Origin of the sequence: Empedobacter sp. UBA7620, assembly GCF_002484185.1 — a bacterium.
Taxonomy (GTDB): domain Bacteria; phylum Bacteroidota; class Bacteroidia; order Flavobacteriales; family Weeksellaceae; genus Empedobacter; species Empedobacter falsenii_C.
Map to the genome: position 1 here is coordinate 31840 of NZ_DLJI01000050.1, position 21953 is coordinate 53792.

The 21953-nt window shown below is 30.8% G+C and carries 19 protein-coding genes and 1 tRNA gene; 7 read left to right on the plus strand and 13 right to left on the minus strand.

What is annotated here, in order from left to right; genetic code table 11:
* Positions 1-119 precede the first annotated feature (119 nt).
* Complete coding sequence (locus B2217_RS12770; protein ID WP_180905121.1) at positions 120-1118, minus strand: hypothetical protein; 999 nt, start codon at positions 1116-1118, stop codon at positions 120-122.
* Positions 1119-1554: 436 nt separating this feature from the next.
* Between B2217_RS12770 and B2217_RS12775 the strand changes: the two genes are divergently transcribed.
* Together B2217_RS12775 and B2217_RS12780 are read left to right on the plus strand one after the other, a co-directional pair.
* Entirely contained in the window at positions 1555-2238 is a 684-nt protein-coding gene (locus tag B2217_RS12775) for a DUF6261 family protein (RefSeq protein WP_180905120.1), read from the plus strand.
* A 149-nt stretch (positions 2239-2387) separates the two neighbouring features.
* Positions 2388-3494, plus strand: a complete 1107-nt coding sequence (locus B2217_RS12780) for a TlpA disulfide reductase family protein (protein WP_180905119.1) — start codon at positions 2388-2390, stop codon at positions 3492-3494.
* A 74-nt stretch (positions 3495-3568) separates the two neighbouring features.
* Here B2217_RS12780 and B2217_RS12785 read toward each other — a convergent pair whose 3' ends face one another.
* The 4 genes from B2217_RS12785 to B2217_RS12800 are packed head-to-tail and all read right to left on the minus strand — an operon-like array spanning position 3569 to position 8281.
* Positions 3569-5140, minus strand: a complete 1572-nt coding sequence (locus B2217_RS12785) for a DHA2 family efflux MFS transporter permease subunit (protein ID WP_291122753.1) — start codon at positions 5138-5140, stop codon at positions 3569-3571.
* 21 nt (positions 5141-5161) lie between these two features.
* Positions 5162-6355, minus strand: a complete 1194-nt coding sequence (locus tag B2217_RS12790; protein WP_038332984.1) for an HlyD family secretion protein — start codon at positions 6353-6355, stop codon at positions 5162-5164.
* Positions 6356-6366: 11 nt separating this feature from the next.
* Complete coding sequence (locus B2217_RS12795; RefSeq protein ID WP_180905118.1) at positions 6367-7662, minus strand: TolC family protein; 1296 nt, start codon at positions 7660-7662, stop codon at positions 6367-6369.
* The gene (locus B2217_RS12800) at positions 7652-8281 is read right to left on the minus strand and encodes a TetR/AcrR family transcriptional regulator (RefSeq protein WP_180905117.1); all 630 of its coding nucleotides are present in this window, start codon (positions 8279-8281) and stop codon (positions 7652-7654) included. Before B2217_RS12800 ends, B2217_RS12795 begins: the two co-directional genes overlap by 11 nt.
* A gap of 105 nt (positions 8282-8386) precedes the next feature.
* Between B2217_RS12800 and B2217_RS12805 the strand changes: the two genes are divergently transcribed.
* From B2217_RS12805 to B2217_RS12815, 3 genes are all read left to right on the plus strand, one after another.
* Positions 8387-9658 (plus strand): DUF2851 family protein, encoded by a 1272-nt coding sequence (locus B2217_RS12805; protein ID WP_180905116.1) that lies wholly within the window; start codon positions 8387-8389, stop codon positions 9656-9658.
* The gene (locus B2217_RS12810; protein ID WP_038332996.1) at positions 9659-9880 is read left to right on the plus strand and encodes a PspC family transcriptional regulator; all 222 of its coding nucleotides are present in this window, start codon (positions 9659-9661) and stop codon (positions 9878-9880) included.
* A gap of 583 nt (positions 9881-10463) precedes the next feature.
* Positions 10464-11663 (plus strand): helix-hairpin-helix domain-containing protein, encoded by a 1200-nt coding sequence (locus B2217_RS12815; protein ID WP_180905115.1) that lies wholly within the window; start codon positions 10464-10466, stop codon positions 11661-11663.
* Between the two features lie 85 nt (positions 11664-11748).
* Here B2217_RS12815 and B2217_RS12820 read toward each other — a convergent pair whose 3' ends face one another.
* From B2217_RS12820 to B2217_RS12835, 4 genes are all read right to left on the minus strand, one after another.
* Positions 11749-14661 (minus strand): M16 family metallopeptidase, encoded by a 2913-nt coding sequence (locus tag B2217_RS12820; protein ID WP_180905114.1) that lies wholly within the window; start codon positions 14659-14661, stop codon positions 11749-11751.
* A 69-nt stretch (positions 14662-14730) separates the two neighbouring features.
* On the minus strand, positions 14731-15108 hold the full coding sequence (crcB, locus tag B2217_RS12825; protein WP_180905113.1) for a fluoride efflux transporter CrcB: 378 nt from the start codon (positions 15106-15108) through the stop codon (positions 14731-14733).
* A complete protein-coding gene (locus B2217_RS12830) occupies positions 15108-15254 on the minus strand; it encodes a hypothetical protein (protein WP_180905112.1) in 147 nt (48 codons plus the stop codon). The genes crcB and B2217_RS12830 overlap by 1 nt, the downstream gene beginning before the upstream one ends.
* Before the next feature lie 131 nt (positions 15255-15385).
* Entirely contained in the window at positions 15386-16954 is a 1569-nt protein-coding gene (locus tag B2217_RS12835) for an NAD(P)/FAD-dependent oxidoreductase (RefSeq protein ID WP_180905111.1), read from the minus strand.
* A gap of 105 nt (positions 16955-17059) precedes the next feature.
* Between B2217_RS12835 and B2217_RS12840 the strand changes: the two genes are divergently transcribed.
* Positions 17060-17452 (plus strand): protease inhibitor I42 family protein, encoded by a 393-nt coding sequence (locus B2217_RS12840; RefSeq protein ID WP_180905110.1) that lies wholly within the window; start codon positions 17060-17062, stop codon positions 17450-17452.
* Between the two features lie 49 nt (positions 17453-17501).
* On the opposite strand, the gene B2217_RS12845 is transcribed toward B2217_RS12840, so the two are convergent.
* From B2217_RS12845 to B2217_RS12855, 3 genes are all read right to left on the minus strand, one after another.
* The gene (locus B2217_RS12845) at positions 17502-18695 is read right to left on the minus strand and encodes an aminopeptidase C (protein WP_180905109.1); all 1194 of its coding nucleotides are present in this window, start codon (positions 18693-18695) and stop codon (positions 17502-17504) included.
* Positions 18696-19127: 432 nt separating this feature from the next.
* Positions 19128-19643, minus strand: coding sequence for a hypothetical protein (locus B2217_RS12850; RefSeq protein WP_180905108.1), 516 nt, complete (start codon positions 19641-19643; stop codon positions 19128-19130).
* Between the two features lie 38 nt (positions 19644-19681).
* Positions 19682-21265, minus strand: coding sequence for a hypothetical protein (locus tag B2217_RS12855; RefSeq protein WP_291122756.1), 1584 nt, complete (start codon positions 21263-21265; stop codon positions 19682-19684).
* 153 nt (positions 21266-21418) lie between these two features.
* Between B2217_RS12855 and B2217_RS12860 the strand changes: the two genes are divergently transcribed.
* Positions 21419-21730 carry a DUF3817 domain-containing protein gene (locus B2217_RS12860; RefSeq protein WP_180905106.1) on the plus strand — a complete coding sequence of 104 codons (312 nt, stop codon included), beginning with the start codon at positions 21419-21421 and terminating at the stop codon, positions 21728-21730.
* A 119-nt stretch (positions 21731-21849) separates the two neighbouring features.
* On the opposite strand, the gene B2217_RS12865 is transcribed toward B2217_RS12860, so the two are convergent.
* Positions 21850-21922, minus strand: a tRNA-Gly gene (locus tag B2217_RS12865).
* Positions 21923-21953: the final 31 nt, after the last annotated feature.

Below are 21953 nucleotides of genomic sequence, written 5' to 3' on the forward strand. Positions count from 1 at the left end.
AAAAAACACCTTGTCAAAGTTTTTGAATCTTGACAAGGAGTTTTTAGTTTGTGTTCTGTGATTTAAGAATATTCCTTTTGTTTATAGATAAGACACCTTAGTTATTAGCTGTAGTTTTGTTAAAAATTAATATCTATTTGATGATATGATATTGGTAAATTAAATTCTGAATTTAGGAATTTTAAATACTTTTGGGTTGATTTATCAATTGGATATTCGCCTGCAATTACAATTTCATCTGCATATTTTTTTCCGTCAAAGTAGGTATATTCAAATATTTGTCCAAGGGCTTCTCTAATACATTGTTTTGCTGAGTTGGAAGTTTTAATTTCATAAAAAGTAAATAAATTATTTATTTTTAAAACTAAATCTATTTTTTTTCCATTTAAAAATATTTCCATTCCAACAGTTTCTTCACCAAATACTGATGTTAGCTTTTTGTATAGTTTTTCTTGTAAGAACGAATGTCTTGCATTTACATTTATTTGTTGTTGGGTTCTTGTGTATTTAGTGCTTTGAGGAAGGTTTGGTCTTCCACTAGCAAATATAAATCCAGTTGTAGATTTTTGGTTTTGAGGTCCAATTGTAATGTTTTCATTTTCTACTTCGATATAGATGTTCAATAAATCATCAAAATCTTTAAGAATTTCAATTACATTAACATTATTATAATCAACTAATTTTCCTATAAAAATAAAAGTTCCAATTTTTGTTAGTTGTTCATTTATTTCAAATACATTGTTTATTACACTACGTTTTCCATTTTGCCAATACCACATTTTATAGTCAGAAAATAAATCAGGTTGATTTATTATTAGAGAATTTAAACGTAATATTTTTGGAAATAAATCTTGAATATTAGGTAATGATTGACTTGGTTCTAATGAAAATGCAATTCCATATCTAATCCCTTCATCTTCATTACCAATGTTGAATTGTAATTCTTTCCTTCCTCCATAATGGAACGCCCAATCATCAAATGTTGTTTTATCATTGAATATTTTTGAGCCAGGTTTTGCTTTTAAATTTTTTAGATTCTTTCTTATTTCTTGTAGATTTCCGATTTTGAAATTAGATGATAATTCATCAATTTTTAAAGCTAAGTCTTTTATATTCATATCACGAAAGAAATATTATAGCTAACATATTATTTTATAAAATATAGATTGGTATCTATATCTGTATTTTGTTCAATTACTCGCTAATATAATTATTTATAAACGAATTGTTTGATTAAAATATATTCCACCTTAGCAGAATTTTCATTTTATTATAAACAAGTGTGTTTTACCTTTCCCGAGCTCTCGGTTAATTATAAACAAGTCTGTTTTACCTTACCCGAGTCCTTGGTTTATTATAAACAGGTCTGTTTTAGCTTTCCCGAGTCCTCGGTTGATTACAAACAAGTCTGTTTTACCTTACCTGAGTCCTCAGTTAATTACAAACAAGTCTGTTTTAATTATTTAGTTATAAAAACTATTGTTTGATAATAATATATTGATTAAGTTTATAAAACACTAACATTAAGTGAATTATAACCTAAAACAATCTACTATGAAAATTACATTAACTTCATTATCTACAAAAAATCTGGCGACATTAGCGCAGCGAATTATCAATTCTTCTCAAACTGGAAATTATACCATTGTAGAGAACCACCCTTTGTTGTTGTCGCTTATTGCGAGTTATCAAAACTACGATACGGTATACGCAAAGTTGACCTACAGTGGAAAAGGAAAAGAGGTGGCGACAGCAGATAAAGAGCGCGATGTTGCGTTTAGTAACATGAAGGCTTTCCTGAATGGTTACCGCAAATTGACTTCTGTCGCGAACTATCAAGATGCGGAAGCTTTGTACAAAGTTTTCCAAATGTTTGGACTGGATTTAGACAGATTGAGTTATTCTGCCGAAACAGCTCAATTGAAGAAGCTTATCGAAGAATTAGAAAAGCCAGATAATACATTGCGTATTATTAACTTATCGCTTGTATCAGCTTTTGATGATTTGAAAACAAAACATACCGATTTTGAGATATTATTTGCGCAACAAGCAGAGGCTAATGCAGATCTTCGTCAAATATCGAGTGCGTCATCTTCTCGAAAAGAATTGGAACAAGTACTGCGATCTTACCTCAATCTAATTACAGCAATGAAAGATGTACCGGATTGGTCTAATTTGTACCACGATTTGAATGAGATTGTGAAAGCAGCAAGAAATAGTGTGTTGCCTGCAAGTTGAACAAGTAAACAAACGAGCCGAAATTGTAAAAATACTAAACGTTAATTATTGAATAATAAAACCTCCACCCAAATTGCTTGGGTGGAGGTTTTTTTGAGATGATTTTTCGAAATATTTAATTAGATTTATAAATAATTAACTACATAATAATGACTAAACTATTAACACTAATTATCTTATTTGTTTTTACAAACTTATTTGCTCAAAAACAATTTACTATTTCTGGAAAACTTGATGGATTTGATGAAAATGCATTGGTCAAAATAAGTATTAATAATGCTCCTATTGATAGTGTCGTATTAGTTAAAGGGGGTTATAAATTAGAAGGAAAATTAAAAGAGGTTCCATCTTCGGTTTATATTACAGTCAAAAATGGAAAAGATTATCATTCTGCACTTCTTTTTATTGGTAATGAAAAAATTACACTAAATGCCACAAAAAAAGATTTTCCTTATGATGTAAAAACTTCTGGATCTGAGTATGACGAGATGAGGTATAAATATGCTCAGTTTGATAAAGATTATACGATAAAACGACGAGAATTTTTAACTGATATGATGTCGCTTCGTGAACAAAATAAATGGAATGATAGTTTACAAAAAGCATACTGGGGTAAAGTAGAACCTTATGGTAAAATAACTGCATTAGATAATGAATTTGCAAAGAATAGTCTTCAATTTTATCAAGATAATATAAATTCATACTATACACTTTCATTAGTTAATTCATACAAGACAGAATTGTCAAAAGAAGTTTTAATTGATTTGATGAATAAGTTAGAATCTAAATATAAAAAATCAGCCTATTACAAATCTATCATGACAGATATTAATACAGAAAAGTTAAATATTGGCGACAGTTATATAGATTTTATGGCGTATAATCAATCAAATAAAAAAGTTAATTTTTCAGATTATTTCAAAGGAAAATATGTGTTATTAGATTTTACAACTTTTTATTGTGGATTCTCTTTAGAATCTATTCCTGTTTTAGATCAAATAAAGACTAATAATCTTGATAAGTTAGAAATTGTAAGTTTCTATGTAGATAAAGAAGAAATTGGTTATAAAAACTTTCTTTTAAAACATGCAGAAGATTGGATTTCGCTTTGGGATAAAGAAGGTAGAACAGGAGGTACTTATACAAAATACAAGATTATCGGTACACCAACTTTTTATCTTTTTAATCCAGAAGGAAAACTTATTCTAGCAGATTTTGGATTAGATGAAAAGAAAATTACAGAATCAATCAAATAAAAAAAATCCATCCCAATAAATTGAGATGGATTTTACATTTATAAAAAACTGAAAATTAAAATAATTATTCTTTTTTAATGTCCTGCACTGATTACTTTACCTGCTCCTTTTTTGATAAAGAACAAAATAAATGGAATACAGATTAGGAAAACTACACCCAAATACAAGAAAACATCCATATAAGTTAACACAGTTGCTTGTTTGGTAACTTGTAAATCGAGTAGGTTATAGGCTTTATTTAAAGCTTCATTTGGAGCAAAACCTTTGCTCACGAAGCTCATTTGTAAATTCTGAATATGTTTTTGTACATCAAAATCGGATGTATCAAGATGCGAAACTAAATTTGTTCGGTGTCCAACTGTCCAACGAGAAATAAATGTTGTAATAATCGCGATACCAAAAGATCCTCCTAACTGACGCATCATACCTGTAAAGGCAGCTCCTTCACCAATTTGTTGCCCTTTCAAGCTAGAAAGTGAAAGTGTGGTAACGGGTACGAATAATAATCCTAATCCAACTCCACGTACAATTAATGGCCAGAAGAAATGTTCGGAACCTGTGTCTGGTGTTAAGATTTTGTATGACCAAAAACTGTAACAGAAAAAGATAAAGAATCCTCCTGCAACCATATATTTTGGTGGTACACCTTTTTGTAACATTGTTGCGATGATTGGCATCATGAAAGCAGTCATCAACGATGAAGGAATTAATAATAAACCTGCATCAGTAGCTGTCCATCCTAAGATTGATTGTGTATAAATTGGAATAACGAATGTCGATCCATATAATCCAAATCCTAAGATGAAGGATAAAATAGTACCAACTGCCAAGTTGCTATCTTTCAGTACACGTAAATTTACAATCGGATGTTTGAAAACTAATTCTCGCCAAACAAATAAAATGAATCCGAAGAAACTTGCAATACTTAAGGTTACAATTGTCGAATCTGAGAACCAGTCGTCTTGTTGTCCGTGTTCTAATACATATTGTAACGATCCAACTGCAATGGCTAACAAAATAATTCCCAAGAAATCGACTTGACTTAGTTTTGATTTCTCTGCATATTTTGGACTGCGAACAAATGATATCGTTAACAATACTGCAATAATCCCGATCGGAATATTGATGTAAAATATATATGGCCAAGACCAATTATCAATAATATAACCTCCTAAAGGCGGACCAAGCGTAGGACCAACAATAACTCCCATTCCATAAATTGCCTGCGCTAAACCACGTTTTTCGGGTGGATAACTTTCGGTAATGATGGTTTGCGAAGTTACTAATAGCGCTCCACCACCAAGTCCTTGTATAAATCGGAACAAGATAATTTCCCACAACGTTGTTGCATTTCCACAAAGAAATGAGGCAACTGTAAAAATGATAATCGAAGTCGCAAAATAATTGCGTCGTCCAAATTGTTGCGACAACCAGCTGGTCATCGGTACTACAATTACGTTGGCAATTGCGTAAGCGGTAACCACCCACGCAATATCAGTTAAAGAGACACCCAAACTACCTTTCATGTCATTCATCGCAACGTTTACAATTGTTGTATCAACAATCTCTAACAATGCACACATGATGGCGGTAATGGTGATGATTACACGTCTTGCACCATATTCAACTAAATTATTTTCTTCCATAATTTTTCTGAATAGGTGTTATTACTTTGCAGAAGTATTCGATTTTAAAAGAATATCAGCTTCCACGTTCATACCTGGACGAATCATTTTCAACATTTCGTCTTTTTGATCGATAAATTCGATTTTAATCGGAAGACGTTGAACTGTTTTTACGAAGTTACCAGACGCATTATCTGGAGGTAATAACGCAAATTTAGCACCAGTTGCAGGAGATAAAGACGTTACTTTCGCTTTGAATTCGTGGTTTGGATATGCATCTACTTTGATGATGGCTTCTTGTCCAACTCTAATTTTTTCTAATTGAGTTTCTTTGTAATTTGCCACAACCCAAATATTATTTGTTGTCACAATATTAAACAAAGATTGACCAGCTTGAACCAATTGTCCTGGTTGTAAATTAATTTTAGAAACTTGTCCATCTTCAGCTGCAATTACATACGTATAAGACAAATATAATTTTGCATTATCGATGTTTGTTTTGCTTTGACCAATTGCTGCTTCCGCAACTTTAATTTGTGCTTTTGAAGCATCAGCTTGTGCTTTCGAAGTGTTCACTTGTTTTGCTGTAGCTTGCGCTTGTTTTGCTGTAGAAGCTAATTGAGCACGAGAAACACCTAATTGTTCTTGTACAATTCGCAATTGCTTTTCAGCTGTTTCTTTTGCTGCTAAAGCTTGCTCGTATTGTTGTTTTGTGATCGATTGATTTTGGTATAATTTATTGTAACGATCAAAATCATTTTTCGTTCTCCAAACTTGTACTTTTGCTGCTTCTACATTTGCTTGAGCTGTATTAACACTTGCTTGAGCTGTTTCGATTGTTGTATTTGCTGCAACTGCACCAGCTTCTGTCACTCCAATAGCTGCACCAGCTTGAGAAACACCTGCGTGAGCAACTCCTAATTGACCTTCTGCTTGTAATAGAGCATCTTGCGATTGTTGCAATTTCAAGGCAAATTCAGATCCATCCAAAACAACTAATGTATCACCTTTGTGAACCATTTGGTTATCTTCTACTAAAATCTTCTGAATGTATCCTGAAACTTTAGGTATAACAGGTGTTATTTTTGATTCAATTTGTGCATCATCAGTAATTTCGTGCGCTTGTCCGTGTAAATATTTATAAACTCCATATCCACCTCCAAGGATGATTAATGCTCCTAAAACGATGATAAATTTTGAATTTATTTTTTTCTTTTCTTGATTATTTTCTTCCATATCGAGAGGTGTTATTGTACGTTTTCTAATAAAATTCCTGTAGTATAGTAATATTCGTAGATCGCTAATTGTTCGTCAGCATCTCCGACAACTTGATTGATTTTTGCTTGCAATTGTTGTACATCCGCTTCTAATAAATCGTCTGTATCAGCCAATCCGTTGTCATTTTTATCTTTTACAATTCTGTAGTTTTCGTTCGCTTGTTCTACAGCTTCTTTGTAAACATTATTTTTCTTTTTTGCTAAATCATACTTTTGAAAAGCTTCGTTCATTTCAACTTTAGCTTTATCAATTGTCGTTTCTTTTTGCATCTCATTTTCTAATTTCTGAGCTTTTGCAATTTCAACTTCTGCTTTATTTTTATACAAAGAAGATAAATCATATTTCAATCCGACACCAACATTTGTTGCATTTGTAACCGAAGCAACTTTATCAATATCCATCGCAATATATCCAGCTGAAACCGCTAATTGAGGGTAATAAGCTGCTTTCGCAATTTTGATTTGACTATCAGCAATCTGATTTTTTACATCATATGATTTAATATCTGTACGATTGACGTAATCTTGAGAATTTTGATTGATGGTTTTCAAGGTTTCTACATTATCAACATGAACGATTTTACTTTCGTCTTGTCCAGTCAATAAATTCAATCGGTAATTGATGTTTTTGTATTGCGTTTCGGCTTCATCAATTGCAACTTGCACATTCGATGCTTGCAATTTTGCTCTCAACAAATCATTTCTCGCGATGATTCCGTTATCCAAAAAGTTTTGAAAATCTTTCACACGTTGATTTGCTCTCACTAAGTTTTCATTCAACACATCGATAGAACGTTGCGTTTTGTACAATCCAAAATATAAATTAATAGCTTGCCAAACTACATTTTCTTTTGTTGCTTCGATTTGTAAGTTTGATAAATCAACCATCAATTCACTGCTTTTGATTGCATTTTTAATTTTAAATCCAGCAAAAACAGGAACAGAAGCACTTGCTTGTCCTAATAATAATTGATTTGGTTCAACTCCCATTCCTCCACCAGAAGATTGCATCGGAAGTTTGATGTCTACATTTGTTGTAGTAAACAAATGCATGTATTGTCCACTCAACGAAATGTCTGGTAAACGATTGTTTTTAGCGCTTTGTACTTTATACTCACTTGTATTTTTGGCAGCTTCGGCAACTTTCACAGATTTGTTGTTCTGCAAACTTTGTTGAATAACTTCCTGCAAAGAAACGTTGGTTTCCTGCGCATGAGCGAAAGTAGCAACAACTAAACAAATCGGTAAGAAAATTTTATTTTTCATCGTATAGTAAAATTGCTTTTAAAGAATCTATTAAATAAGGGTAATATTCTTCGTGAATATGTTCTGTAAACTCTTCATGAGAAGATAATCCCCATTGTTTCATATATGTTTTTTCGTTCAAAATCAAATAAGATGTTCCGCCAATAACTACCATTACAACAGCTTCGGCAGGAGCTTTTCGTTTAAAAACGCCTTCAGAATATCCTTCACTAATAATATTTGTGATATATTCTAAATTCATTGTTTTTAGCTCATTTACTTTGTTGTCAATCTCAAGAATAGAATCTCTTTTCGAATATTCTCTTGCCATAATTCGATGAAATTCAGGTTTATCCAAAATTCTATTCAAATAAGCTTTTAGGATTGACTGTAACTTTTCAAATGGAGAAAGTGTCGAATTTTGAGAAATCGAAGCCAATGATTCATTGAAAGTTGAGATACGCCAACTAAATAAATTCTCGACCAATTTATCTTTCGATCCAAAATAATAGCTAATCATCGCAATGTTAATGTTTGCTTCTTTTGCAATTTCACGAACACTTGCAGCGTCAATTCCACGTCTTCCAAAAACTCGTTCAGCCGCGCCCAAAATTTCTATTTGCTTTTCACTTAATTCCATCTTATAAAAATTGAACGCGCAAAGTTAAACAAACGTTTAATTAATTTTTAAAAAATAAGTATTTATTTTAATAATTTTTTATAATTCATTGATTAACTTTTGTCTATGAAAGAAATTTTTCTACATCATATTTGGAAATTGAATCAATTTTCACATCAAAGCTTACAAACTTTTCATGGAGATTTCATTGAAATTGTGAAAGTTGGAAAGTTAAATCATCATGCTGGACCAGATTTTTTGGAAGCTGAAATCATTATTGGTGACAAATTGTGGATTGGAAGTGTGGAAATGCATGTCAATTCTTCGGATTGGAATTTGCATCAACATTCGAATGATTTATCGTATCAAAATGTGATTTTACATGTCGTTTGGAATCACGATTGCGAAGTTGATATTTTGCGTCAACGTAATGTGCAAACTTTGATTTTACAAGATTTTGTAAAACCGGAAATTGTTTTTAATTATCAAAATATCATCAATTCTAAATTGGATAAAATTTATTGCGAAGAGTTTTTAAATTCAATTGATTTGAAACAGTTTTCTTTTTGGTTTGAACGAATTTTAATTGAACGTTTCGAAGAAAAAACAAATGATATTATACAAATTTTAGAACACAATAATTCGAATTGGGAAGAAACATTGTTCAGAAGTTTGGCAAAGAATTTTGGCTTGAAAGTGAATGTAGAAAGTTTTGAGATTTGGTCAAATTCTTTTCCGTTCAAAGTTTTGCAAAAAATACAATTTGATGCTCAAAAAGTTGAAGCCTTATTTTTTGGACAAGCTGGATTTTTAGAAGAAAATTATGAAAATGATTATTTTAAACAATTAAAAAACGAATATCAATTCCTGAAAAATAAATATCAATTACAACCAATTGAAAATAGTTTGTTTCGATTTTCGAAAATGCGACCAATTGGTTTTCCAACGATTCGCTTGGCGCAATTAGCATCGATTTATGTGAATTATCAAAGTTTGTTTTCGGAAATTATTCAGCCCAAAAATTTGAAAGAATTCTATAAAATCTTCGAGAAGTTGGAATTAAATTCTTTTTGGGAAACGCATTATACATTCAAAAATGAATCAAAATTTCAGCTCAAAAATCTTTCAAAAGATAAAATAAATAATTTGCTCATCAATTCAATTATTCCGATTCGTTACGCTTTTGAACGTCAAAAAGATGAGATAGAAATTGATTTTTATTTGGATTTATTGAATGAAATGGAAGCGGAAAATAACTCGATTTTAGATGAATTTGAACGAATTGGTTTCGAAAATAAATCGGCAAAAGATTCGCAACAATTAATTCAGCTCAAAAAAAGATATTGCTCCGAAAAAAAATGTTTAAATTGCGCTATCGGACAACAAATTTTACGTTAAATGAAAGATCAAATAAGGAATTTTACAGAAACAGAATGGTTTAATGTTATCTCTCGTTTTGCAGATAAATTAGGAATTCGTGTTGCAAAATTACGCTTGATTTTCATTTATTTAACCTTCGCAACTTTCGGTTTAACATTTGTTGGTTATTTTATTATGTTATTCTTTTTTTGGGTAAAAGATTGTTTTGTCATCAAGCGAAAATCTGTTTTTGATTTGTAATTAATTTATGAAACAAATGAACTTTAGAAAAATTGGTTTTTTAGGTGAAAGATCAATTTTTATAATTTGTTTTATATTCTACATAACAGTCTCTATTCTAGAAACTATTTTTTCTAATTGGACTTTTAAAGATCCTTTTCTAATAGATTTTTTTCATAGTCTTACAAGTTTTTCTCTAATTTTTATCTTATTTATTACTCCAGTTTTCCTTTTTCCTAAAACTAGAATTTTCTTTTATTTTCTAATATTAGCTTTGACTATCGTTTCTACATATTTAAATTTTAAACCAATTGATACATATTAAACACCTAAAGATTATAAAGTTTTAGATGTAAATAATCAAGAAGAAAAATTGATAATTCAATCGAAGTATAGCCTTAAAAATGATAGGATAAAGCATGATACAATATTGGTTAGAGATTATTTTATTTTTCGTAAAATAATCAAATAATCTATTTACAAATACTTAAAACCTATTATTTATTTTAGACTTCTTAACTTGTTAAATATTTGATGGTTATATTGTTTTTCGATATGGTGAGTGTATGATAAGGATTTTATTTTCATTTCTTTTTCAACCAAGATGAAATATTTAAAAAAATCTACTTTTTACCTGAATAAATCACAACGATTTGGCTTGTATTTATTATTTGTTTTGATTCTGTTATTTGAGATTTTTCAACATATTTCAGTTGAAAAAGAAACGTATCAATTATCAGAAGCAGATAAAGTTTTGCTAGCAAATTATCAAACAACTTCGAAGAATTATACATATAATTCTACTTCAAAAAAGCAATTAAAAGATTCAATCAAACCTTTTAATCCAAATGATTTGTCTTTAGAAGATTGGATGAATTTAGGATTTTCGGAACGTCAAGCCGAAGTTATTTTGAAATATAAAGGAATTGTTGGTGGAGAATTTACATCGAAAGAACAGCTTAAGAAATGTTATGTTATCGATGAAGAAAAGTACAAGGAATTAGCTCCTTTTATTCTTTTACCAGAACAATCTAAATCTAGTTTTATAGATTATTCATCACCAAAAACTAAAATCGTTTACAAAAATTTCAATCCAAATGATTTGCCACAACAAGGTTGGGAAAAACTTGGTTTTTCTCCAAAACAGGCAGAAGTTATCATGAAATATAAGCAGATTGTTGGAGGAAAGTTTACGTCGAAAGAGCAATTGAGGAAATGTTTTGTGATTGATGATGCGAAATATGTAGAGATGAAAACGTATATTTTGTTACCAGAAAAATCGAAGGAAGACGAAAGAAATGAAAAAAAACAAGGTGGAAAAAAGATTCAGTATGTAAAATTTAATCCAAATAATTTTTCTGAAAATGATTGGCAAAAAATAGGTTTTTCCTCTAAACAAGCTGCTTCAATTCTAAAATATAAAAATATTTTGGGAGGACAGTTTAAATCGAAAGAACAATTGAAAAAATGTTACATGATTTCCGACGAAAAATATGCGGAAATGGAACCTTATATTGATTTGCCTGAAAATATAATTTATAAAGTTGAACAGCCAAAAGTTGAGCAACCAAAAACAGAGGGAAAAGTAGTTGAAAAAATAGAAATAAAAGGCAAGTTTAATCCAAATAATTTGAGTCATGAGGATTGGATGAAACTTGGTTTTACAGAGAAGCAAGCAAATACGATTCTTAATTTTAAACGTTCGTTAGGTGGGAGTTTTAAAGATGCAAAAATATTGAAAAGATGTTATGCGATAAGTGAAGAAAAGTTTAAGGAAATTGAGCCTTATTTGGTGTTTGAGTGATTATTCATTCATAGGTTAGTTTTAAAAAATAAACGCGTTTTAGGATTTCCTAAACGCGTTTATTGGTTTTTATAATGTCTGATTATTAGTAGTTAAATAATTCTTCTAAAGTCAATTCTTTTACTTGTCCAAGTTTTTCAACAGATGGCCAGTCTAAGTTTTCTTTCTTACCAATTAAACCAACATTGAAGTTTTGACCTTTGATATGTTTTTGGAAAAATTGATCCAATTGATCTAATGTTAATTTAGATGTTTGATCGTAAATATCTTTATTGATATCATAATTTAGACCTTTATCTTGTAACGATAACCAATAAAAGAACACATTTGCTTTTGTATAGCGACTTGTAGCGATTTGCTTAAGTGCAGCTTGCTTAGAATTATTAAATTGATTTTCTGCTTTTGGCATATTATTCATTAATTCTTTCATTGCGTCAACAGCTTGTGGTAATTTGTTAGCTTGTGTTCCAATTACAGCTCTTACATAATTGTAATTATCTTTTTTATTTGCGTTAATGTAATAAGAACCAGCAGAATAAGCTAAGGATTTAGACTCACGAATTTCTTGGAAAACGATAGATGATAAACCTCCTCCAAAATACTCATTGAAAATTCCTGTAGATGTCAACAAAGTAGGATCATATTTAGTATCACGAGCAAAGAAATTAATTTCCGCTTGTACCATATCGTAAGGAGCAAAATATACTTTACCATCTGTTGCTGGTTGCGGATATTCTTTTTTCTTAGGATAATCTAAATTTTTTCCGAAATTATGATTTTGTTCAATTGCTTTTTTCGTTTCTGCTTCATTATTTCCGTAATAGAAAATTTGGTGCTTGTAATTAAAGAAATCTTTGATGATTTGCGTTAATTCTTTTGGATCTATAGCTTTCAAGTCTGCTTCAGAAATAATATCTCTCGAACGGTTATTTGGTCCATATTGCGCATAAGTATTCAACAAAGAAGAAATCACGTTTTTATTCTTTTTAGAATTCTCTCTCGATTTCAAGATTGTTTTCACATATTCTTGGTAAGATTCATTATTTGCAACGGCATCACTTAAAAGGTGTTCAAACAATTTGATTCCGCTTGTCAAATTCTTTTGTAAACCTGTGATATAAACAGAAGTTCTTTCTGTACCAGCATTAACGCCATAATCTACACCAATTTTATAAAACTCTTTTTTCAAGTTTTCTGGCGAATATTTAGACGTTCCTAAATAATCTAAGTAATTAATTGCTAAACCAAGTTTTTTATTGTTGTCCGATCCCATATCCGCGATATAGTAAACAGAACTAATATCGTTTGTCTTGTTTTGAATCGAAGTGAATTTTGCATTCTTGATTTTTCCTTCGTTTAATTCTTTTTTGAAGTCAACAAAAACAGGTTTAATTTCACTTGATTTGATTTTCATGAAATCTTTGTACCAAGTAGATTCAGCATCACGATTTAATTGAATTGGCGTAATTCCAGGATTCGAAACACGTACCAAATCTTTGTTTTCACCTTGACGTTTGAACACAATAACATAATTATTTGCATAATTTTTCTTCGCAAAGTCCATTAATTCTTGCTTCGTCACACGTCCCATATCATCGTATTGATCGACAACTTCTGCCCAAGGAACATCGTTGATATACGATTTGTACAAGCTTGCTGCTAAAGAACGTGTATTTTCCCAGCTTCTCATTCGAGATTTTCTCAAATCATTTACAACAGCTTCAATCATCCAATCATCAAATTCTCCATTTTTGATTTTCTCGATTTGAGCAATTAATAAATCACGAACTTCTTCTAAACTTTGTCCTTGTTTTGGCGATCCAGAAAAAGAATGCATTCCATAATCTCTAAAGAAAGAAGAAGAACTTCCTGCTCCTAATGTTTTTTGCTGTTGATTGATATTTAAGTCGATTAATCCAGCTGTAGAATTACTTAAGATATAATCAATTAATGTTACATATTTTGCATCAGAACTTTTTGCTCCATCGAAACGATAAGCAAACTGTACTCGCTCTGATGAAGGACTAAATACTTCGCTTGTACTGATTATTTTAATCGGATCTTCTTTTGCTACATATTGTGCTGGAGCTGGTTTTGTAGCATAATTTCCGAAATATTTGTCAATCATTGGAACAGCCGTATCAAAATCGAAATCACCGATTAACATTACAGCCATATTGCTTGCTACATAATATTTATCGAAATAATTATGGATTGCAACCATTGATGGATTTTTCAAATGTTCTGAAGTTCCAATTGTAGTTTGTGTTCCGTAATGAGATTTTGGGAATAACGTTTGCATTAATTTATAGTAAACCAAACGTCCGTCGTTATCTTGCGCACGATTAAATTCTTCGTAAACGGCTTCTAATTCAGTATGAAAAAGGCGTAAAGTTAACTCTCCAAAACGCTCAGATTCTACTTTTAACCATTTTTCTAATTCGTTATTCGGAATATTATTATGATAAATTGTTTCCTCTAAAGATGTATGTGCATTAGTTCCTGATGCTCCCAAAGATGAAATTAATTTATCGTATTCATTTGCCACAGCATATTTGGATGCTTCTTGCGAAACTTGATCAATTTTTTTATAAATTTCAACTTTTTTTGCAGGATCTTTTTCTGCTTTATGTTGTTCGTATAAATCTGAAATTTGTTGGATCAAAGGTTTTTCAACAGCCCAATTTTGTGTTCCGATTTTTGAAGTTCCTTTAAAAACCATATGCTCTAAGTAGTGAGCCAAACCAGTATTGTCTTCTGGGTCGTTGTTAGAACCTGTTTTTACAGCTATATGAGTTTGGATTCTTGGTTCGTCTTTTATTTGAGCCAAATAGATTTTTAAACCATTTTTTAGCGTATAAATTCTTGTATTCGAAGGATCATTTTCTACCATTTCGTAGGTATATCCTTTATTGTCAGTTTTTTTCACTGTTTTTAATTGTGCGTGAGTAAATACAGAACCAAAAATGATTCCGCAGATTAAAATAGATTTCCTCATGTATTTTTTTTAAGTTGCTTAAAAGTAGGATATTAAAATGAATAAGAGAAAACTATTTTCGATATAGAGTTATTTTGTTAATCTAAAACCAATCATTGTAAATATTAATCCAATGAGTACACTCAAAAAAATATAAATAATTGGTGTGATGTAATTTTGTTGTTGAATTAAGTTGAAATTTTCATACGAAAAACTTGAAAATGTAGTGAAACCTCCACAAAATCCTGTTATCAGTAAAAAATTGAAATAGGTATTTCCTAAACCATTTTTGATTGAATATCCATATAAAGCGCCAATCAAAAAACAACCGATAATATTTGTCAAAAACGTAGCAAATGGAAAAGGTTGCGAATAATATTTTCCGATTCCGTATGAAATTAAAAATCTTGCAACACTACCAAAAGCGCCACCTAAACCAACAAATAATATAGATTTTAAGAGATTCATTAAATTCTATTAACAATTTTAATCAAAGCTAAAAATAGTAAAATGATGAATGAAATAATTCCTAAAAAGAATAAACCTAATCCAAAATAAACAATTGTAATTGTTCCAATATTCCAACCAATTAAGTTGATTGAATAACCAATCAAAATCAGTACTACTGAAATTAATAAAAATTTGAAATTATTTACTTTTTTTTAGATTCATCATTTCTAAAGATGCGAAGCTGAAACAAGTTCAGCTTGACATCTGTATTTTATTTTGAGTATTAAATATAAAACTATTTTTCGATAAAATTCTTCACAGCAATTGCAACTTTTGCTCCGTCCATTGCGGCAGAAATAATTCCACCAGCGTAACCAGCTCCTTCAGCGCAAGGAAATAAACCAGAAATTTGCGTGTGTTCTAACGTTTCTTCATTTCTCGGAATACGAACAGGTGAAGAAGTTCTAGATTCTGTTGCCACAATATTTGCATTTTCGGTATAGTAACCATTCATTTTTTTACCAAATGTTTGAAAACCTAATTTCAAAGATTGATGAACTTCTTTTGGTAAAACTTCGCTTAATAAACCTGAAGTTAAACCTGGTAAATAAGAGCAATCATTCAATGAATTAGATAATTTTCCTGAAACAAAATCGGTCATTCGTTGTGCAGGTGCTTTTAATTTACCTCCACCAACTTGCCATGCTTTTTGCTCGACCATTTGTTGAAATTTCATTCCAGCCAAAGGTCCAGTAAAACCATATTTAGCAAAATCTTTTTCATCAACTGTTACAACCATTCCCGAGTTTGCAAAAAATCCGTCACGTTTGGAAGGTGACCAACCATTTACCACCAATTCTCCTTCGTCTGTAGATGCGGGCGCAATAATTCCTCCAGGACACATACAAAAAGAGAAAACGCCGCGACCAGCTTCTTGCGAAACTAATGAATACGAGGCAGGAGGAAGAAATTCGTTTCGTTCCGTTCCAACTGGACAATGGTATTGAGCAGAATCAATCAAACTTTGGTGATGTTCTACACGAACACCCAATGCAAAAGGTTTTGCTTCAATTAAAACATTTTTTTCATCTAACATTCTAAAAATATCACGAGCCGAATGTCCCGTTGCTAAGATCAAAGAAGAAGTTTTAATTTTTTTATCATGATTGATTTCAATTCCTTTGATTTGATTATTCTCGATAATAATGTCCGTTAGTTTTGTGTCAAACCAAACTTCACCACCACATTCGATAATTGCTTCGCGCATGTTGGCGATAATTCCAGGTAATTTATTTGTTCCGATATGTGGATGCGCTTCTTGCAAAATACGTTCTGTCGCACCGAAATGTACAAACCATTGCAATGATTTCAGGATGTTTCCACGTTTTGTAGAACGCGTATATAATTTTCCGTCCGAATAAGTCCCAGCGCCACCTTCGCCATAACAATAGTTAGATTCAGGATTTACTTTTCCTTCTTTATTCATCGCAGCTAAATCACGACGACGATCACGAACATTTTTACCACGCTCGATAATAATTGGTTTCAAACCTTGTTCTATTAATTCTAACGCAGCAAATAATCCAGCAGGACCAGCACCAGCAATATAAACTTCGTGTTTGTTTTCTACATTTTGAAGATTTGGATGAAACTCGAAAGCATCAGAAAATTCTTCATTTACAAAAACATTGACTTGTAATTGGGAAATAATATTTCGGCTTCGCGCATCTAATGAGCGACGAATAATTTGGTAAGCATTGATATTCTCCGGTTTTGTTTTAACAGCAGATGCTAAACGTTGTTTCAAAATTTTCTCGTTTGCAGCTTCTGTAGGAGAAATTCGTATCGTTACATTTTGAGGCATAATTATTGACTAAAAAATAAAGTACAAAATTAGTTGAAAAAGCGCTTAGTTGAATAGCTTTATAACTGTTTTTATCAAAAAAATAAATAAAATCATCCATCATAAATGAAAAAAACTTTATTACTAATAGGAAGTGCAACTTTGTTGACAGCGTGTGCGACAAATGCAAGTAAAGAACAAACGATCAATTTGGATACAATCGAAAATGTAAAAACGATTAAACTAAATGAAGGTGATCAGGTAAAATTAGAAGTTACTGCTAATCCTTCTACTGGTTATGATTGGTTTACTTCTGAACCAGAAGATTGTAGTGTGAAAATTGTTGATAAGTCAAATGTGAAAAATCAACAAGAAGGAGTGGTAGGCGCGCCGAGTAAAAATGTATATACTGTGAAAGCGGGAAGCAAAGGCGAATGTACAATTCAGTTTGATTACAAAAGAGGCTGGGAGGAAGCTGCGCCAGCTAATACAAAACAAATTACATTTATTGTGAAATAAAAAAAAATCCACTCATTGAGTGGATTTTTTTAGTTTATTATCTTACAAATTAGATTCCTAATTTTTTCAACGTTTGTTTTTGAACACCGTTTTTATGAACTAAAATATTTGTTGTTTTGTACTGAACAAATGCTTTTGTTACATAAAGATATCCTTCGTAATCGTTAGTTAAACCCCAAGAGTTTTTCACGATGTAGTAATCTTTTCCGTTTTGATCTTTCGCAATACCAACAATGTGCATTCCGTGATCATCAGTCGTTTGGTAATCATCAAAAGCAGCTTGACGCATATCTTCTGTAATTACTTTTTCTGGTTTTGGACCTTTGAACATATCTGCTTTTTGTTGTGCATTCATATCTGCAAAATCAACTTCTGGTACATAAGCCACACCATTTTTCCAGCTAAATCCTTTTTCAGAAACGTCTGTTGCCCAAGCAACTGTAAATCCGTTTTTCAAAGCATAATCAATGTTATCAGTCATTTCTGTCATCGGAACATTGTAGAAAGATTCGTACGCCCAGTTATCAGGAATCGCTAATACAAACGGTTTGTAATAGTCGTGATCTTTAAAAGATGTAATCGCAACATAATCGTTTGGATTAATTCCTACCACTTGATCAGCAAATGTACGTGGTGTGTATTTTTTTCCGTTATACGTGAATTCCTTTGGATATTCTCCTAAATAGCTATCCAAAACAGCTGTATAGGCTTTCTCCCAGTTTGGAGTTAATTTACCATTTGGATTTGCAACAACCGCTTTCAAAACTCCTTCTTGAATTGCAGCCATTTCACCAAATTGATTTGTTTTTGTTCCGTAATTCAAACCTGTGTATACAGATTCTGGAACAGCTCCATATTTTTTGATTGTATTTAAAACATCATAGAAAGAACCTCCATCACCTAAAGTTGTAGCGCCATGCATACGAACATATTGTTTTCCTTTTTCAACATATGTATTTCTGGCATTGAAAATTGGAGACAATTGAATAGGTTGTTTTCCCATTCTTAACATTTCTGATTCGAAGAAAGAATTTCCTGAATATGACCAACAAGTTCCTGATGAACCTTGATTTTCTACTGGAGTTTTAGCTAAATTGATAACATCAGTAAATTTGAAAGCTTCTTTACTATTTTCACTAACATTTTTGTTCAAAGAATTAACTAAATTGTCTTGTGCAGACACCAATTGAGCTGAAGCTAAAAATAAAGCAGAAGCTAAAACTGGATAAAAAATTTTACGCATTTTTAAATTTATTTTGTGTGAGTATTTTATAAGTAGCTAATTTCACGAAAATGTTAACAATAAACCTATAAAAATTTAAAGTTTTTTTAATAAAACTTCTTAGTATTCATTCACACAATACTTTTGGTAAGCTAAAACAGACTTGTTTGTGATCAACCGAGGACTCGGGAAAGGATAAACACACCTGTTTGTAATGAAATTTTCTTTACGGACATTGCAAACGGACATGTTTTAGATTAATGTAGCCTTACATTTATTATAAATAACCTTGTTTGTAATCAAATCTTCTTGACGAACATCGCAAACAGATATGATTGAGATAAACGTAAGTTAACATTTATTACAAACGAACATGTTTTAGATAAATGTAATGTCACATTTATTACAAATGAACTCGTTTTAGATATTAGTAATTAATAGAATTAAAAATAATTAATTAATTTTTTCTAATTCACATCTATATTTATTGTTATCAATCATTTTTATAAATATAAGTTCTTGTCTTTGATTATATTTCAAATCATAAGTAATAGATGCTATATAATTCTCACTATGATGTAAATCTAAGAAGTGTTCAATAATAAATTCAGGATAATTATTGTTATAATAAATGATTTCTACATCAAAATTACTTGCTTGATTATTGAAAGAATATTTTATTAGTCTATTATTTTGATCATAATATTCGACAATATATCCATCTTTTGTTTTGTTTACAAGAGGTCTTATTTCTTTCTTCTTTGATACTAAATGATTTGGAAATAAAGATGGAGTATAAGAATCATAGTGTTTATTATAGAATAATAAATTTAGTTTTTCTTTAGATTTTATAGTATCAATAGATTGAGTATGTATATCATCTCCTAAATAACATGTATTTTTGAATATATATTCTTGAGCAAAATTATTTATGGATATAAATAAAAATATAATTGATAAATATTTCATTATTAAATGTTTATAGAAATTAAAGTAAAATATTTTTTTTAAAACTGACTTAATATCCCAAAATGGATTTTAGATTCTTTGAAGTCGAAAGAAGTTTCGTCTGTTTTACCAACTGCATAACTCAAATTAAAAATTCCCATTTTCGTTAAAAAAGAAATTCCAGTTCCTAAACTTAATAAAGAAGTGTTCAGATTTGCGCGTTTGTTATCAATAAAACCATAATCGGCGAAAAGCCCAATATAAAAAGCTTCGCTTGGAACAAAACGATAATCTGCACTCAGAAATCCGTACATATTTGCCGTAATACTTTCTTCGTTAAAACCTCTAAAACTCCCGAAACCACCAATTCTGTACAATTCGTTTTCGGAAAAATCATCGTCTTTCGTGAGTAAACCTCTAAACTCTGCACCAGCTTTTAAGAAATGCTTTTTGGATAATTCGAACAAACGAAACGTTTTTAGACCAACTTCAACTTGATTGACGGTTTTATTTTCCAAATCTTCTGTCCACGAAAAATTCTTTTCTTTTTTACGAATCGAATTTACCGCAACATTCAACATCGATTTTCCTTCCATCAAACGAAAAGGATGTTTCAGGAAATAGTGATAACTCAAACCAAAACCAATTTTCGAATAATCGTCGTAGCTCGATTTTAGATAAGAATCATCTTCCAACAAAAAGTTAGACGATTGTATAATTCCGCTCACACCAATATTCGAGTTGAGGTTGAGTTGATAAAATAATCGCTCCGAAAAATCCAAATTCACAAAAACAGAATCTTGCTTGAAAAGCTTGAAATTAGTTTCCGAACCAATCGCAGATTTGAACAAATAAGGCACTTTAACACCAATATTCAACGACGTATTTTTATTCGCTGTTCCAATCCAATTTAACCTGATTTCCTCTAAACTATTGAACACATTATTTAACGAAAGTTGTACATTTCCGTTCAATCTAAAATCGCCGTTATCATCAGTTCCAAAACCTAAAACACCATCAAAATAATTTGAATTCACTTTGCGAGGATACAAATATAAAATCGTCGAATCGAGCTTAAATAAAGTTTGTGGTAATTGCGCTTCTGCAATATAATTGGTTTGTTGCATTAATGTCGAAATCGTTGCCAACTTCTGTTCATTGTAGACTTCGCCGGTTTTTATATTAAGTCCATGACGCAAATAACCTTTGGATAATTTTTCGTAACCAACCAATTTTACACCATCAATTTTGCGCTGATTTCCTTTGTCTAAAACCAATTCAATTTTCTGTTCATTTTCTTCAAAACCATTCGAAACAAGTTTTATTTGCGCAAACGGATAACCTTGATTAGTGTTGATTTTGGCGATTTTATTTAGAATAGAATCTAAATTATTTGTTGGGAAATAATTATTTTTATTTTCGAACAATTCATTGTTCTTCACCCAAATTGTTTGGTGCAATTTTCCTTTATTTAGATAAACTTTTTCATTTTTTATCGAATCAATCGTCAAAGTATAATAACCCGTTTTTTGAAGCGAATCTAAAGATGAATCAAGATTTTTGCTTTCGAAATCTTTTGTATACGATTTTGAATCATCATTATAACGAAAAAAATGATACGTTTTTTCTTGCCCAAAAAGCAAAATTGTTTGGAAAAAAAAGAGAAATATGTAAACTAAAAATCGCATTGTTGCTTATAATAACGTGTAAAATAGATGTTAAGTATTTGTTTTACTGATATCTATTAGTGTTCATTTGAAAATTAAAAATTATTTTTGACTTCAAATTTAAGATGAATGTTGAAATTATTTAAAATTACTGGATATTTAGAAGCTATTTCTGCGATAGTTTTGTTTTTTATCGCAATGCCAATGAAATATATTTGGGAAGATCCGACTTGGGTAACGTACGCAGGACGCGTACACGGAGGATTGTTTGTAGCTTATATTATATTGGTTTATTTATTGAAGGAAAAATACAATTGGTCTTGGAAAATTTTTATGATCTTTTTTGTTGCTGCAGTTATTCCTGGAGGAACAATTTGGGCAGAAAAAAGATTAATTGAAGGTAAAAAATACAAACAAATGTTGTCTGAAGAAGCGAAATAAGACAACAATTTAGATAAAAAAGTAAAACCTTAAACGTTATTGTTTAAGGTTTTTTTATGTTTTGGAATCAAATTTTTTCTAAATAAAAAAAGCCGAAGATTAATCTTCGGCTTTTACAGAGCGGGAAACGAGACTCGAACTCGCAACATTCAGCTTGGAAGGCTGACGCTCTACCAATTGAGCTATTCCCGCGTAAATTTTCAAATCAAATTAAAAAGTACCT